Genomic DNA, 14,540 nt, shown 5'->3' with positions numbered 1-14,540 from the left:
AGAAAATAGATTAAAATAGATTAATCAAACATAACATTGAGGGCGGATGCCATATGTTGATCAATTTGTGTCCAGACTAACAATGTAAATGATAAGCTCTAGGGACTTAAAACACATCGTCAACTTGAGCCGATGTGTTTCTTTTGTTATCGCGGCAATTGAAGATCAGGAAAGTACAATATGGTTGAAGTAATTCGCTTTTCATTTTTTTACAATCATGCAAAGGCAAATTCTCTTTTTCCGCAACGCTTGGTGATTAAGGTATAGGATTGAACACGATGTATCCCTCGCTTTTTTACAGTTTCCAGCTATAGGTAAAAAAAGCTGCCGAGAGAACCCTCGGCAGCCAGTTTATATTGGCGGAACTTATCTATTTTAAATAAAGATCATTACGGCCCGGGTACGTCAGTTTCGCCTTAAAGCAGCCCTTGTGGTCCTTGAGGCCCTTGTGGTCCTTCAGGTCCTTGCTGACCTTGAGGCCCTTGTGGCCCTTCAGGTCCTTGCTGACCTTGAGGCCCTTGTGGCCCTTCAGGTCCTTGCTGACCTTGAGGACCTTGAGGTCCTTGCTGACCTTGAGGTCCTTGAGGTCCCTGGTCACCCTGAGGCCCTTGAGCGCCAGTTGCCCCTTGAGGTCCTTGTTCGCCCTGAGGTCCTTGATTACCTTGAGGCCCTTGATCGCCTTGAGGCCCTTGAGCGCCAGTTGCCCCTTGAGGTCCCTGGTCACCTTGAGGTCCTTGGTCACCTTGAGGTCCTTGATCACCTTGAGGACCTTGAACGCCTTGAGGTCCTTGGTCACCCTGAGGCCCTTGAGCGCCAGTTGCCCCTTGAGGTCCTTGGTCGCCCTGAGGTCCTTGATCACCTTGAGGTCCTTGATCGCCTTGAGGTCCTTGATCGCCAGTTGCCCCTTGAGGTCCTTGGTCACCCTGAGGCCCTTGAGCGCCAGTTGCCCCTTGAGGTCCTTGGTCGCCCTGAGGTCCTTGATCACCTTGAGGCCCTTGATCGCCAGTTGCCCCTTGAGGCCCTTGATCGCCAGTTGCCCCTTGAGGTCCTTGGTCACCTTGTGGCCCCTGATCACCTTGAGGTCCTTGAACGCCTTGAGGTCCTTGATCGCCTTGAGGTCCTTGGTCGCCCTGAGGTCCTTGATCGCCTTGAGGCCCTTGATCGCCTTGATCGCCAGTTGCCCCTTGAGGTCCTTGGTCGCCCTGAGGTCCTTGAACGCCTTGAGGTCCTTGATCACCTTGAGGTCCTTGATCACCTTGAGGTCCTTGAACGCCTTGAGGTCCTTGGTCACCCTGAGGCCCTTGATCGCCAGTTGCCCCTTGAGGTCCTTGGTCGCCTTGAGGTCCTTGGTCACCTTGAGGTCCTTGGTCGCCCTGAGGTCCTTGATCACCTTGAGGTCCTTGATCACCTTGAGGTCCTTGATCACCTTGAGGTCCTTGATCACCTTGAGGTCCTTGATCACCTTGAGGTCCCTGGTCACCTTGAGGTCCTTGGTCACCTTGAGGTCCTTGGTCACCTTGTGGCCCCTGATCACCTTGAGGTCCTTGCTCACCTTGAGGTCCTTGGTCACCTTGTGGCCCCTGATCACCTTGAGGTCCTTGCTCACCTTGAGGTCCTTGGTCACCTTGTGGCCCCTGATCACCTTGAGGTCCTTGTTCGCCTTGAGGTCCTTGATCACCTTGAGGTCCTTGCTCACCTTGAGGTCCTTGATCACCTTGAGGTCCTTGCTCACCTTGAGGTCCTTGATCGCCTTGAGGTCCTTGAGCGCCAGTTGCCCCTTGAGGTCCTTGATCGCCTTGAGGCCCTTGAGCGCCAGTTGCCCCTTCAGGTCCTTGGTCGCCCTGAGGTCCTTGATCACCTTGAGGCCCTTGATCGCCTTGAGGCCCTTGATCGCCTTGAGGTCCTTGAGCGCCTTGAAGTCCTTGGTCGCCTTGAGGTCCTTGAGGTCCTTGGTCGCCTTGTGGCCCTTGTTCGCCCTGAGGTCCTTGGTCGCCTTGAGGTCCTTGGTCACCTTGAGGTCCTTGATCACCTTGAGGTCCTTGTTCGCCCTGAGGTCCTTGAGGTCCTTGGTCGCCTTGTGGCCCTTGTTCACCCTGAGGTCCTTGAGGTCCTTGGTCGCCTTGTGGCCCTTGTTCGCCCTGAGGTCCTTGAGGTCCTTGGTCGCCTTGTGGCCCTTGTTCGCCCTGAGGTCCTTGAGGTCCTTGGTCACCTTGAGGTCCTTGGTCACCTTGAGGTCCTTGGTCACCTTGAGGTCCTTGATCACCTTGAGGTCCTTGAACGCCTTGAGGTCCTTGATCACCTTGAGGTCCTTGTTCGCCCTGAGGTCCTTGAGTGCCTTGAGCGCCTTGAGGCCCTTGAACGCCTTGAGGTCCTTGGTCGCCTTGTGGCCCTTGAACACCTTGAGGTCCTTGGTCGCCTTGAGGCCCTTGAACACCTTGAGGTCCTTGAACGCCTTGAGGCCCTTGAACGCCTTGAGGCCCTTGAACGCCTTGAGGTCCTTGAAGGCCTTGAGGTCCTTGAGGTCCTTGAGCGCCTTGAGGCCCTTGAACGCCTTGAGGTCCTTGAGCGCCTTGAGGCCCTTGAACGCCTTGAGGCCCTTGAACGCCTTGAACGCCTCGAGGTCCTTGAGTGCCTTGAGGTCCTTGGAAGCCTTGAACTCCGCGCTGTCCTTGAGGTCCTTGAGGTCCTTGAGCGCCTTGAGCGCCCCGAGGTCCTTGAGTGCCTTGAGGTCCTTGGAAGCCTTGAACTCCACGCTGTCCTTGAGGTCCTTGAGGTCCTTGAGCGCCTTGAGCGCCCCGAGGTCCTTGAGTGCCTTGAGGTCCTTGGAAGCCTTGAACTCCGCGCTGTCCTTGAGGTCCTTGAGGTCCTTGAGCGCCTTGAGCGCCCCGAGGTCCTTGAGTGCCTTGAGGTCCTTGGAAGCCTTGAACTCCGCGCTGTCCTTGAGGTCCTTGAGGTCCTTGAGGTCCTTGAGGTCCTGTCGGCCCAACTGCTCCATCTGTCCGTGCAGCCTCCAAATGAGTATAAATAGGATCGGCTACTACTCCAAGCACTCCGGCGTTGGGTACAAGAAGTACCCTCAAACTGTCACCCGGAGCGAAATTCATTTGAGCGGTGAAGTTTACTGTGAAACCCACACCAGGTTGATTCGTATTTGAAAAGAATATTTTACCTGAGTTGTTAGGTCCTTCCAATATGAGCGCAATGAATTCCACTAGAGGGTCCGCCAGAAGCAAAAGGCTGACGCTTATCGTATACACGCCACCCTCGCTCGCGACGAAGGTAGAAACCGCTGGGTTGTACTCGCCGTTCAAATCATACTCAACGGTTTGAAAGAATAAATTGAACGGTCCTGGTTGTATAATAACTTGATCTGCACTCGCACGAGCTCTAAATGCTGATTCGGTCAACTGGATGTCACCTCCGTATACTGATGCAGCTCCACTCCCAAAAAACTTAAGATAGTGAAGCCTTTAATATAGTATGTGGTAATGCGCAGCGAGCCTCGGCTTTTGCAGAGGTGAAATCGTATATTATGAAATGCCGTCTAAGCTTGATTTGCCGGGTAACCTGTTTTTAACGAGAAAAGTACGCCGGCACGAAGGGAGCAGCTTTGGGGAAGCGCTCGGTCACAATGTCTGCAAAAGCATCTGCACCAAAGAAGCCCGGGGAGGAAATCGTGCTGTTCCTCGACGAAGACATGGTCATTTCGACGGGGGTGCTGATTCCGTTCATCCAGTCAGTTGAGCAAGGGATGGACGTTGCCTTGAACCGACATTCCGAAGTAACAAACTGCAAGAATGTGGCGGGAAGCGACTCGCTATTCCCGACACCATTCGTATCGAGCTTGTTGTATTTTACTTTCTGAGCAAACTCGAGCTGATGGAGTCGATCTGGTTTGTGGACGAACTGTTTACGCCAGGCCATTTTGAGGATGACGATTACTGCTACTGGGCCAGATTGGCCCGATTTCAGTTAAAAATCGGGGTAGATACGTTCGCATACCATACGACAGCGCCAGCTTTGGCAAGGAAAGCGAGGAACAGGGGAAGATGCCGATCCGCCGCAATTACGATTAATTTGCTGTCAGTTGGGACGTCAACCCGCACAGCTTTATTTAGCCGGAACGATGAGGGGGGAAGAAGACGACACGACGGGTCGGGAACCAAAGATCCCGCCCGGCTATGGTCTGAGGGAAGGGCTTAAGCAGGGCTCCGCGTACGGCTACCACGTCGGTGCGTGCGAGCATATCCCCGCGGGTTTTTTCCTCAGGATGGGGACCGGTGCGGGATTGTTGTATGTGAAAGAAGGGGTCACTTCGCTGGACGCCGATATCATTCACGCGCATCAGGGGGCTTTTATCTATCGGGAAAGGGGCTCATACAAGAATGGTGAATTGGCGTTCATCCTAACGGCATACCGTCCGTGCCATCGGAAGGCCGGCATCCGCACGGCGATATGGTTTACCGGCGATTCCCCCGATCAAGGCTTCGATGTCGGCTACGGGAAGGGGCCGTTGTCACCATCACTTGGCTTCCCGGAAGCAACCAAGACTTCGCCCGTTCACCCGCAAAAAAAGCCGTCTCCCAAGCGGAAGCCGGCACTTTGCTATTAATCGCAATTGGGGGACAGTCGATTCATGGTTCAGGAACAGTCTGCTTGGTCCCGATATACAGCGTATCTTTCTCGGATAAACCGTACAGGTTTGCTTCCTCGATGCCGTATTTTTCCGCCAAATTAAATAAAACGACATGAAACCCGGCCGCTTCCAATCGGCCAACGAATCCTTTCCGATTATAAATGCGTACATGATCGTCTTGGCCGAAGTGTTCTTTTCTTGCCTGCGGCGAGGTCACCGCCGGGTCCTCTAGAATCTCCTCGAAGTTTAAAGCGATCGGCACTTGCAGAATGCTCCAGCCGTTCGGTTTCAATACGCGGTAGATTTCTCCCATCGCTTTGTGATCTTCGGTAACATGTTCCAGTACATGGCTGCAAATAACAGCATCGAATGTTTCGTCAGCGTAAGGCATAGCCGTTAAGTCCACCCGTTCCATTTCCGAATCCTGAGGCATTAAATCGCCGCATATATAGGAAATGTTCGGATATCCTTTTAACCATTCTCTTAAATTTTTCTCGGGTGCAATGTGCAGTAATTTTTGCGGCCTTACGAGCAAATCCGTTACCCTTTCAATATAGAATTTATACAACCTTTCCCTGTCGAAAGAGGAGCACACGGGACACATGGCGGTCAGCTTGTTCCACATTTCATACTGGCACTTGGGAAAATCGTAAATATCCGGCCACGGGCGAAAACGTACAATTGTATTATTGCAATAAGGACAATAGTAAGGACCCTCGTATTTGAGATAATCAACCAAATGATTTTTCTCCTTTCCTAATTCTTATCAAGCCGTTTTTTGATGACGGCTGGCACCCCCGCAGCCATAGTAAAGTCAGGGATATCGCCTTTGACAAAGGCTCCGCCACCAATCATAGACCAGCAGCCGATGCGGCATTTCTCCCGAACCGAGGAGCCGATGCCGATGTAGGATCCTTCGCCCACGGCCACATTGCCCGCCAGATTCACACCCGGGGCAATGGTGACATAATCGTCAATGACCGTATCATGACTGATGTTGGCGCTTCGATTGATGATCACATGGCATCCGATCCGGATATTATCGGTAAGGATGGCCCCTTCGCAGATCATGCTGCCTTGCCCCACGATAACTCTCCTCGACAAACGGACACGCGGATGGATCAGCGGGTCTGCGATGCGGAATCCCGACCGGATGGTATCGTAAGCGAACCGCTTCTTTAATGCCGGGGCTCCGACCCCGGCACAAACAATCTCGATCTCATGCCGCATCGCTTCGATATCGTCAAGCGTTCCCAATACGGGAACTCCATTCACCAGTTGGCCTTTCATTTCAGGCCGTTCGTCCACGAACCCCAGCACCCGCACTCCCATCTCTTCGCAAAGCCAGTTGACCTCGCGGGCGTGTCCGCCCGATCCCCAGATGATGATCTTTCTCATATGGCATTCCCCTCGGTAATGCTTCCAAGCACCTTCACAATCCGCCCAACGGTGGCCTCATTCATTTCCTCCCAGAGGGGCAGACTGATAATACGGTCTGCAATCCGTTCCGTCACCTGAAGATCGGAATGGGGGTAGCTTTGAAACTGCTTCTGCTGATGGCATGCGGGGGAGAAGTAAGTCCGGGCTTCAATCGAATGGGAGGCTAACCGCCGGATGACTTCCCGGTTGCCGGGAGGGTCCGGGCTCAGCATAGAGAAAAATTGCAGGGGCACCCGGCCTTGCTTCTTTTGGACAGACCATTCCCGCTGCATTAAATCCTGCTGCTGCAGTTCACGGCGATAATAGCCAATGATCGTTTTTCTTCTCTCCTGTACTGCCTGGAACCCTTCAAGAGTGGCCAAGGCGATAGCGGCGGTATATTCCGATATTTTGCTGTTTAAGCCTAACAATACGGATTCCCTGGAGCTGGAGAAGCCGAAGTTGCCGGCCCGGCGGATTCGCTGAATGAGATCCTGGTCCGCGCTATACACCAGTCCGCCTTCTCCGACGCCAAACGTTTTGGTCGCGTGAAAGCTGAACACCACGGCTCCACCGAAGCCTTTGCCGAATTGTGCGGCATCCTCCACAGCGGTCGTTCCAAAGCTGGCAGCCGCATCGATGACGACCGGAATTCCTTCCTGCAGCAGTTTATCGTAGATGGATAAATCGATAGCCGAACCGAAAGTGGCGTAAGGGACGACGACCGCGATCTGCTCGCCCAGCCGCTCGACCGTTTCCGCCACTTGCGCTCTGTTCATTTGCCAATCGTCCGGTTCAATATCCAGGAAATATGGCTCAAGCCCGCACCACTCGGCGGCAAGAGGGGTCGCTGCAAAAGTAAAGCTGGGCATCACCGCATATTTGCCCCGGGGCCGCTTGCTTTGCGAAATCGCCAGCATCAGCCCGAGAGTAGCGTTATGCACCGTCACGGCTGCGCCGATGCCGCCGAACATTTGGGCAATCACGCGCGTTTCAAACAGATGATTTAAGGGTCCGTAATTGGAGTAAATCCGGCTTGCTTCTATTTTTTCAAAATAAGAAAGCAACCGCTCCTTTTTGACTAAATTCGGTCGCAAGAACGGAATTTCATACATGAGGCAACCTCTTCTCACTGGAATCCTTTTTCCAATCAATGTGTATACCTTAGAGTATGAACCCCATGAACGGGGGGAACGGCGAATACCTGGCTCTCAGATTTTCGCGGGCCTCATTCTATCGTATTCAAGATCGTATCGATCCGCTGAATGTCTGCTACAAATTGCGGATACCCCTGCACGCGTACGCGGTAAGCAAGAAGGGCGGTTTTGTACAACTCCTCCGTTTCAAGAAACCCCTCCTCTCTGGAGGCGATCGTGATATCGAGCCATTCGCTGAACGCTTTAAAGCCAAGCGCGCTGTTGTTTTGGCTGGCATGTAATCGAAAATAGCTGAGCGCTTCCGGAAGATAAACCGCTTTTCCTTTGGATAAGAGAGATAACCAGGCAGCCATATCGTTGATCAGCGAGTATTGCTTCCCGCGGTATACCCCGAACGGTTCGGTAAGGTCCGCTTTTTTAAACAATACGGTCGTCGGTTCGCCGATCACATTTAAGCAGCGGGTTAATGCGATGTTCCCCAGCGTTTTTCCATCCATCACTCTTGTCTCTTCGTAGAGTCTGACCGTTGCGGCGATAGGCGCAAGAAAGCTCCCCGATTCATTAATGGTTTGCCGGTAGGACGTGACTAGCGTGATGTTTTCGAATTCGTTAAAAAAGTAAAGCATTTTGGAGATCTTTTCTTTATGAAATACGTCGTCATCCATCAAGTAATTGATATATTCCCCCGAGGCGAGGTCGAAGCATTTGTGCCAGTTTTCAAGAAAAAGGTTTTTCTCGTTTTTATGATATTTAATCTGGGGATAAGACGGCAAATAAGCTGCTTCCAGCATTTGTTGCACTTCGTTATTGGAGCTGTCGTCGCAAATGACGATTTCGATATTCGGGTAGGTTTGTTCAAGTACGCTGTCGATAGCGATTTTTAGCGTATGGGGCCGGTTATAAGCGGGAATAACGACACTGACCAACGGATGTTCCAAGATAACTCCACCTTTCTTAAAAATGAGTTGTGTCCCGCATTGCACGATAGGATTTCTACCTCTCAGACTATGCGGTCTCAAGCGAATTGTGCGTTCATAACAAGGCTTTTGGGTGGACAAATAGGAGAGCAGCGGAATACACTGCGTATGTGAAAGAAAAGAATGGATCGACACTTGGGCTCCAGCTTGTGTTCGACATTTGAGAAAGGGGAATCAACTCTTGTCATCGGACTTTATTCCTTTATTGACGGTTCATCTGTTTTTGACAGACAAGATTTCGAAGGATAAATTGAAAGAACCGATCTTGGGGTTGGAAGAAAACCACATCACCGTGAAAATGTATGGACCTGATGATCCATTAGTCGATGCCGGCCCCCGGAAGCCGCGTGTCTATGTGTCCATAGGAGATGAATGGAAACCTTTCACAACCCTAAGATCGCTGCCTATTCAGGAAAAAAAACGTTGGCTGCACTTCCATTCGCCGGACGAACTCGAATCGCATAAATTGTTTTATTGCTGGATCAGAGCGACGGATCCTCTCCCTGAAAACAAAATCGTTCCTCCTACCCGTTTTTCCTCCGATACGCCTCTGATATCCGTGTTCACGGCCAGCTACAGGTCAAAAGAAAGAATTCAACGTCCTTATCGATCGCTATTAAATCAAACTTACCCGAACTGGGAATGGGTCATTGTGGACGATTCCGGAGATAACGAGGAAACTTACAAGAATGACTTGCTTCCTTTGAAAGACCCTCGCGTACGCAGATATCGCCAGGATTCTCGCAATGGCTATATTGGGGCGCTCAAAAGGTATGCCGCAGGTCTTTGTACAGGTGAAATCTTAGTAGAGGTGGATCATGACGACGACCTGATGCCCGATTGCCTGGAGAAGATCGTTCGGGCTTTTCAGCAAAATCCCGAATGCGGCTTTGTTTACGGGGATTGCACCGAGGTATACGCAGAGAACCTTCATGCGCATTGGTACGGCTGGGATTGCGGTTTTGGATACAGCGTATTTTATCGGGTTTGGCTGCGTGAAATGAACCGCTGGCAAAATGCGCACAAGCATACGACGCTCAACGGCAATACCGTACGCCACTTGGTCGGGTTGCCGAATCATCCCCGAGCATGGTCTCGGGATTGTTATCATCTGGTCGGGGGTCATCGCGATGAGTTGCTGGTGGGCGACGATTACGACATGCTGATTCGGACGTTTCTTTGTTCCAAGTTCGCGGCCGTTCCCGATTTACTCTATATCCAATATCGGAACGAAAGAGGAAACAACACCACTTTTCTAAGAAATAAGCAGATTCAGATCTTGGTCAGAGAACTGGAACGGGTATACCACGATAGAATTCATTCGAGGCTGACCGAGCTGGAGCTGCCGGAGCATCTGCCGTACTGCCGCATATGGGAGACCTCCGTACACGATCCCGCCCGCAAAACGGCTCATGTCATTCATGAAGATACTTCCCGAGTTGCGATATTGTTCCCGATTCCTTACTCTCATCCGGAAACGGAGCATACTCAATTAAGAAAGACCTTCCAAAGGGGGATGGAGTCGGGCTTTAAGAACACCGAGGTTATCGTTGTGGGCCGTATCCCCAAGGAAGTGGAGTTTTTCGCTTCCCAAGCACCTGCGGGGGCGATCCGCTGGTGGCCGATGGAGCCGGACGATTCATTGGAGACTTGTATCCAGTATGCGAAGTATTGTGCATCCTGTAAAGAGAAAGTGGTTGTGATGCCTTAAAAGACCTGGGAGAAAATAAGGAAAGATTTGAAAAAGCATAAAGATGCATTGAATGAGAGTGGCCATAGCATTAGCCAGTTTCGGCTCCGAAACACTTCATCCCATGATCTGAAGTTAACATTGGTCGTGAAGATGGAGCTTCGCTTCTCATAGCGCATATCAATGAGCTGGAAGAATAGTTTGGCATCTTCAGGCTCAATTGGAAGATAGCCTATCTCATCAATAATGAGCAGCTTGTATTTCGTATAATGCTTCAATCTTGCTTCTAGTCGGTTTTCTAACATGGCACGCTTAAGATTCTGGATCAGATCGTGACACTTAATAAAGTAGGTGCTCGTTCGTTTCTTTGCTGCTGCAATCCCAATCGATGTCGCAAGTGTGTCCATGAATGGCATCTGGTTGCGAATACTAAAGTCCACCACTTCATTCAAATGTGCCTGCATCTGCTTCAGTATCAGGTATTCTAAGTTACGAAACTGCCTGCTGGTAGGAGGTTAAATTCATTCAAACGCACCTCCAATCGCTTGAAGATTCTTTTTCGCTAAGTCATCAATGTCGGGATATCTTGGCATAGACTGCCTTAAGTTCTCTCTGTAATGCTCCTCGGTATCATTTAATTTTGCTTCACCAATAGGATGGCGAACCAAAAGTTCCGTGTTATAATAAGCATATAAATGGTTGTCATAAACTTGTATTCCCACCGTTTTATCTTGATACCCAGCAGCTGAGTATTGTCTGGATTGGTAGGAGATCATGTTCGATGCATTGATCTTTACAAGCTTATGACGTATGCGATAGGAACTTCTTATACGCTCCGCTGGTAACGGGTGTAAGGAGTTCTTTTCCTTTTCTAGGGCTAGAACTGGCACTTTTCCCGTTCCTTGATGGACGATTGGTTCACTCGATCACATAGCGTTTGAATGTAGGTTTGAAGCTCCGTTAAGCTTAACTGGCCTTGGTAGGCATGGATCTCATCTAATATTTTCATTTGAGCTTCTACTTTGCCCTTAGTACGAGGTCGCCCTGCGATACAAGGTCTAACTTTAAACCCCAAGTCTGCTGCGTACCCAAAACTTAGCATTCACTTTACCAGCGGTATATTCCGTTCTCGCTTCGTCCATGACGGTCTTCATGTTGTCTGTAAGAATCTCATGAGGCACACCTGGAGCTGTCTCGACGACGGAATATACGAAAGGTAAAATTACGCTTGATCATAGTGATGCATTTGCAGCTCAGTTTGAAGTGTCTTGGGACGAATTTTCATATGATGCAAATGGACAAGAAATCATTACTCATAAGACTTGGGAAGGTAATTGGCAAGATAAAACAGCGCATTTCTCGACAGAGATTCCACTTCCACCTAATGCCAAGAACATAAGAATTTTTGCAAGAGGATGTACAGGTCTTGCTTGGGAATGGTGGAGAACAGTTATTGATGAATATAACGTTCCGTTAACCAGCAATATAAAAGTTTCAATTTGGGGAACAACGTTATACCCGAAATCATCCATTACTAACTAATCATATCTGAACATCTCCTCATTCATTTGGGGAGATGTTTTTTTGCTTTTGCATGTTTTTGCTACTTACTCATTTATGATAATATTTGCACTATTTACATCAAGAGTGAAGAATTATTCGGGGGTTATACAAAAAATATTTGTACTATTTGCATACTATGATAAACTTAATTTCATGATTAGATTCAAGTGATGGTATGGGAATGCCCTTAATCTGGCAATATGGAAGCCAACCGTATAAGGAGTGATAATAATGGCGCGTGTTTTATTTATAAATGGCGGCTCAGAGGGACATATCAATCCTACGATTGGAGTTGTGCAGGAGCTTATTTCACGTGGTGAAGAGGTCGTATACTTTTGTATAGAAGCTTATCGGGAGCGAATGGAAGAAACGGGAGCTATCGTACGAACATTTGATGGTCAAAAATTGATTAAAGCCTTTATATCAGGTGGGCGAAATTATGTACTCGAAAGAATCAACGGTCTGTTGCTTACGGCAGATATCGTCATTCCAAGTGTGCTTGAACAGATCAAGGGAGAACATTTTGATTACATCATTCACGATTCCATGTTTGGTTGTGGACGAATCCTTGCTCACATGCTGAAGCTGCCTGCAATCAATTCCTGCACTTCTTTTGCCCAGACAGAGGCATCATTCGTCAGCATGTTAGAACAGTTTCATACAAGTGTCCCAGCAGAAATCGCTAAGCCTATCAGCGATACCTTTCAAAGCCTGACGGAAAAGGTGAAGGAAAAATATCATGTGGAGATCCATTCTCCTTACGAAGTATTTTGTAATCCGGCGCCACTTACCATCGTGTATACGACAAGGGAATTCCAACCTGATGGAGAAGCCTTCGATCATTCTTATCAATTTGTGGGTCCATCCCTCTCTTCACGGACAAATCAAAAAGACTTCGACCTTACTCCAATCCAAGGGAAAAGCCTCATTTACATTTCACTCGGTACCGTCTTTAACCAAGCGATTGATTTTTATAAGCTGTGTTTTGAAGCATTGGGGGACACGGAGCATACGATCGTCATGTCTATCGGGGATAAAGTCCATATTTCTGATTTAGGGGAGATTCCTCAAAACTTCATCGTGAAAAACTACGTGCCACAAACAGATGTACTACAACACGCTAAATTGTTTATTACACATGGCGGCATGAATAGTGCCCACGAGGGTCTCTATTACGGGGTACCACTCCTTGTAATCCCACAAAGTGCGGATCAGCCGATCATTGCAGAGCAAGTCTCCAAAGTCGGAGCGGGCATTACGTTGCGTATGCAAGGCGTGACTGTGCAGCAGCTGCGTGAAGCCGCAGATCATGTGTTAAGCGACTCCTCTTATAAGAAAGCTGCTGCATGCATGCAGCAATCCTTTCAAGAATCAGGTGGGTATGTACAAGCAGTTGATGAGATTTTAGAATATATTAGCCAACATTAGTCCCCGTAATGCTCATAATTGATTCCCTAGTATACACGAATCAATCATGAGCATTTTTTATTATTTAGTTACGTATCGACCTTTACTTGTAAAAACCGACCTTAAACATGTGATACCATTCATCCAGTTGGTCTTCAGGCATGACCTGCAAATAAGAAAGGATTTCTTTAGCAAACTCAACCGCTGATGTTCCGTTAGCCGTAATGAATCTTTCAGTTGAAACTACTTGCTTTTCAATAAAGTGCTCTGAGCCTTTATAGCCTGATGCATATTCCTCCAAATAGGGGAGTGAATTGCCTGTATGTTCGATATCATCTAAATAGCCGTTATCCGCCAAAAACGTACTCGCGTCACAGATCGCCGCAACCGGAATTCCTTTTGCCACACACAAATCTACTACTTGCTTCACCTCATCATTTTCCCGCTTCATCCATGAAGTTCCGCCTACTAAGATAAGCATATGAAACTGCGCTGGAAGCTCCGCAATTGAATAGTCTGGAATAACCGTGAATCCGCCCATGGATTTGATCGGACTGTTCTGAACGGCCAACGTTTTCACGCTGAATTCTGTGTCTGGTTTATTCAGTTCTGCGCAAATATATGAGCTTTCCCAGTCTGCATAACAATCGGAAATGAACACAAGTACTTCTTTTTTCATACTCTCAGCTCCCTTTTTTTATGATCATTGTACAGGGGAATAGATGACAGCTATATGTCATCTTTATAGAAGTCATACATGTTTTCAAGTTTATTCTTTACAATTTGACGAAGGGAAGCGGGTTCTAAGGCACGAACCTTCCCTTGAAGGCTAAGTACCAAATCTGCGACCCCATCCATATTCGACGTATAAAAGCGAATCAAGCTTGTATTCCTCTCACGGTCATCACTAGGCTGTAAATAGGTTGATCCGATTTTGTCCACGACCGCATACATATCCTTATTGTTGCACTCTAATATGACTTCAATTGGGGATACCGACGAAGATTCCGAGGCCGCAGACATCATGTTTATGATATCGAAATTGATTTCATGATTCGGTCTATAGATAAATGTGCTGTCCAACACCTCAAAAGATAAGATCCGAGATAACTTAAATAAGCGAAAATCATGTTTCTCCAAACAAAAACCGTAAAGATACCAATAGCTCTGCTTGAAAACAAGTTTATGAGGCTCGACCACTCTCTTGGATTGAGCACGCTTCGTTATATAGTCCATTTCAACACATTGTCTATTTGCGATTGCGGTATGTAATTGTTTGACCTTTTTTTGCATTTCACTTTCTTCAAACCATGAGGATAGATCAATGATGATATCACTTTCAGCAAGAATTAAACTTTCATCTTTAGGCAATAGTTTGTTGATTAAATACTGAATTGAACCTTCACTTTCAATGCTTCTCAGTCCATGCAACCCGACATACAGGTTCTTCATATCCGCTTCTGACAAAATACTTCGATTGACCTTATACCCCTCTGCAACGGATATTCCGCCTCCGACACCAGGAAACGAAACAATCGGGATACCGGCCATGTTTAATGTATCTAAATCTCGGAATATCGTGCGTTTCGTTACTTCAAATTTATCCGCCAGCTCTTGAATCGTAACGCGTTCTTTATTCGTGAGTACTCCAATAATGCTTATCAACCTGTCAATCTTCACAACATCACCCT

Annotated in this window: 11 protein-coding genes and 3 pseudogenes; 5 read left to right on the top strand and 9 right to left on the bottom strand. The window is 48.5% G+C overall.

Annotated elements, in window-relative coordinates; all coding sequences use genetic code 11:
* Nucleotides 1–370 precede the first annotated feature (370 nt).
* Nucleotides 371–2,995 (bottom strand): hypothetical protein, encoded by a 2,625-nt coding sequence (locus M3650_RS19195; protein WP_251576977.1) that lies wholly within the window; start codon nt 2,993–2,995, stop codon nt 371–373.
* A gap of 636 nt (nt 2,996–3,631) precedes the next feature.
* Between M3650_RS19195 and M3650_RS19190 the strand changes: the two genes are divergently transcribed.
* Together M3650_RS19190 and M3650_RS19185 are read left to right on the top strand one after the other, a co-directional pair.
* The gene (locus M3650_RS19190; protein WP_251576976.1) at nt 3,632–3,865 is read left to right on the top strand and encodes a hypothetical protein; all 234 of its coding nucleotides are present in this window, start codon (nt 3,632–3,634) and stop codon (nt 3,863–3,865) included.
* Nucleotides 3,866–4,087: 222 nt separating this feature from the next.
* Complete coding sequence (locus M3650_RS19185; RefSeq protein ID WP_251576975.1) at nt 4,088–4,612, top strand: hypothetical protein; 525 nt, start codon at nt 4,088–4,090, stop codon at nt 4,610–4,612.
* 22 nt (nt 4,613–4,634) lie between these two features.
* Here M3650_RS19185 and M3650_RS19180 read toward each other — a convergent pair whose 3' ends face one another.
* The 4 genes from M3650_RS19180 to M3650_RS19165 form a co-directional block, all read right to left on the bottom strand.
* A complete protein-coding gene (locus M3650_RS19180) occupies nt 4,635–5,051 on the bottom strand; it encodes a class I SAM-dependent methyltransferase (RefSeq protein WP_251576974.1) in 417 nt (138 codons plus the stop codon).
* A 341-nt stretch (nt 5,052–5,392) separates the two neighbouring features.
* The gene (locus tag M3650_RS19175; RefSeq protein ID WP_251576973.1) at nt 5,393–6,034 is read right to left on the bottom strand and encodes an acetyltransferase; all 642 of its coding nucleotides are present in this window, start codon (nt 6,032–6,034) and stop codon (nt 5,393–5,395) included.
* Nucleotides 6,031–7,170: a DegT/DnrJ/EryC1/StrS family aminotransferase gene (locus M3650_RS19170; protein ID WP_251576972.1), complete on the bottom strand. Its 1,140-nt coding sequence runs from the start codon at nt 7,168–7,170 to the stop codon at nt 6,031–6,033. Before M3650_RS19170 ends, M3650_RS19175 begins: the two co-directional genes overlap by 4 nt.
* Nucleotides 7,171–7,283: 113 nt before the next feature.
* Complete coding sequence (locus M3650_RS19165; protein ID WP_251576971.1) at nt 7,284–8,150, bottom strand: glycosyltransferase family 2 protein; 867 nt, start codon at nt 8,148–8,150, stop codon at nt 7,284–7,286.
* 220 nt (nt 8,151–8,370) lie between these two features.
* Between M3650_RS19165 and M3650_RS19160 the strand changes: the two genes are divergently transcribed.
* Nucleotides 8,371–9,900, top strand: a complete 1,530-nt coding sequence (locus tag M3650_RS19160) for a glycosyltransferase (protein WP_251576970.1) — start codon at nt 8,371–8,373, stop codon at nt 9,898–9,900.
* Here M3650_RS19160 and M3650_RS19155 read toward each other — a convergent pair.
* A pseudogene (locus M3650_RS19155) lies at nt 9,829–10,404 on the bottom strand (ATP-binding protein). The gene M3650_RS19160 and the pseudogene M3650_RS19155 overlap by 72 nt on opposite strands.
* Nucleotides 10,401–11,108: pseudogene (locus M3650_RS19150) on the bottom strand (IS21 family transposase); the annotation flags it as partial. The pseudogenes M3650_RS19150 and M3650_RS19155, both read right to left, overlap by 4 nt.
* Between M3650_RS19150 and M3650_RS19145 the strand changes: the two are divergent.
* Nucleotides 11,077–11,421: pseudogene (locus M3650_RS19145) on the top strand (thiol-activated cytolysin C-terminal domain-containing protein); the annotation flags it as partial. The pseudogenes M3650_RS19150 and M3650_RS19145 sit on opposite strands and share 32 nt — an antisense overlap.
* Before the next feature lie 252 nt (nt 11,422–11,673).
* A complete protein-coding gene (locus tag M3650_RS19140) occupies nt 11,674–12,870 on the top strand; it encodes a macrolide family glycosyltransferase (protein ID WP_251576969.1) in 1,197 nt (398 codons plus the stop codon).
* A gap of 82 nt (nt 12,871–12,952) precedes the next feature.
* Here the strand turns inward: M3650_RS19140 and M3650_RS19135 are convergent, their stop codons facing one another.
* Both M3650_RS19135 and M3650_RS19130 read right to left on the bottom strand, forming a co-directional pair.
* Complete coding sequence (locus tag M3650_RS19135) at nt 12,953–13,528, bottom strand: type 1 glutamine amidotransferase family protein (protein WP_251576968.1); 576 nt, start codon at nt 13,526–13,528, stop codon at nt 12,953–12,955.
* A gap of 50 nt (nt 13,529–13,578) precedes the next feature.
* Nucleotides 13,579–14,529 carry a helix-turn-helix transcriptional regulator gene (locus M3650_RS19130; protein ID WP_251576967.1) on the bottom strand — a complete coding sequence of 317 codons (951 nt, stop codon included), beginning with the start codon at nt 14,527–14,529 and terminating at the stop codon, nt 13,579–13,581.
* Nucleotides 14,530–14,540: the final 11 nt, after the last annotated feature.

Origin of the sequence: Paenibacillus sp. MER TA 81-3, from assembly GCF_023713585.1 — a bacterium.
GTDB classification, from domain to species: Bacteria; Bacillota; Bacilli; order Paenibacillales; family Paenibacillaceae; genus Paenibacillus_B; species Paenibacillus_B profundus.
This window is presented reverse-complemented; position numbering and strand designations above follow the sequence as displayed.

What these genes read in the sequence shown, in the direction of transcription:
- M3650_RS19140 (WP_251576969.1), top strand. Translation starts at nt 11,674, where the DNA reads ATGGCGCGTGTTTTATTTATAAATGGCGGCTCAGAGGGACATATCAAT.
- M3650_RS19175 (WP_251576973.1), bottom strand. Translation starts at nt 6,034, where the DNA reads ATGAGAAAGATCATCATCTGGGGATCGGGCGGACACGCCCGCGAGGTC.
- M3650_RS19190 (WP_251576976.1), top strand. Translation starts at nt 3,632, where the DNA reads ATGTCTGCAAAAGCATCTGCACCAAAGAAGCCCGGGGAGGAAATCGTG.
- M3650_RS19195 (WP_251576977.1), bottom strand. Translation starts at nt 2,995, where the DNA reads ATGGAGCAGTTGGGCCGACAGGACCTCAAGGACCTCAAGGACCTCAAG.
- M3650_RS19180 (WP_251576974.1), bottom strand. Translation starts at nt 5,051, where the DNA reads ATGGAACGGGTGGACTTAACGGCTATGCCTTACGCTGACGAAACATTC.
- M3650_RS19170 (WP_251576972.1), bottom strand. Translation starts at nt 7,170, where the DNA reads ATGTATGAAATTCCGTTCTTGCGACCGAATTTAGTCAAAAAGGAGCGG.
- M3650_RS19135 (WP_251576968.1), bottom strand. Translation starts at nt 13,528, where the DNA reads ATGAAAAAAGAAGTACTTGTGTTCATTTCCGATTGTTATGCAGACTGG.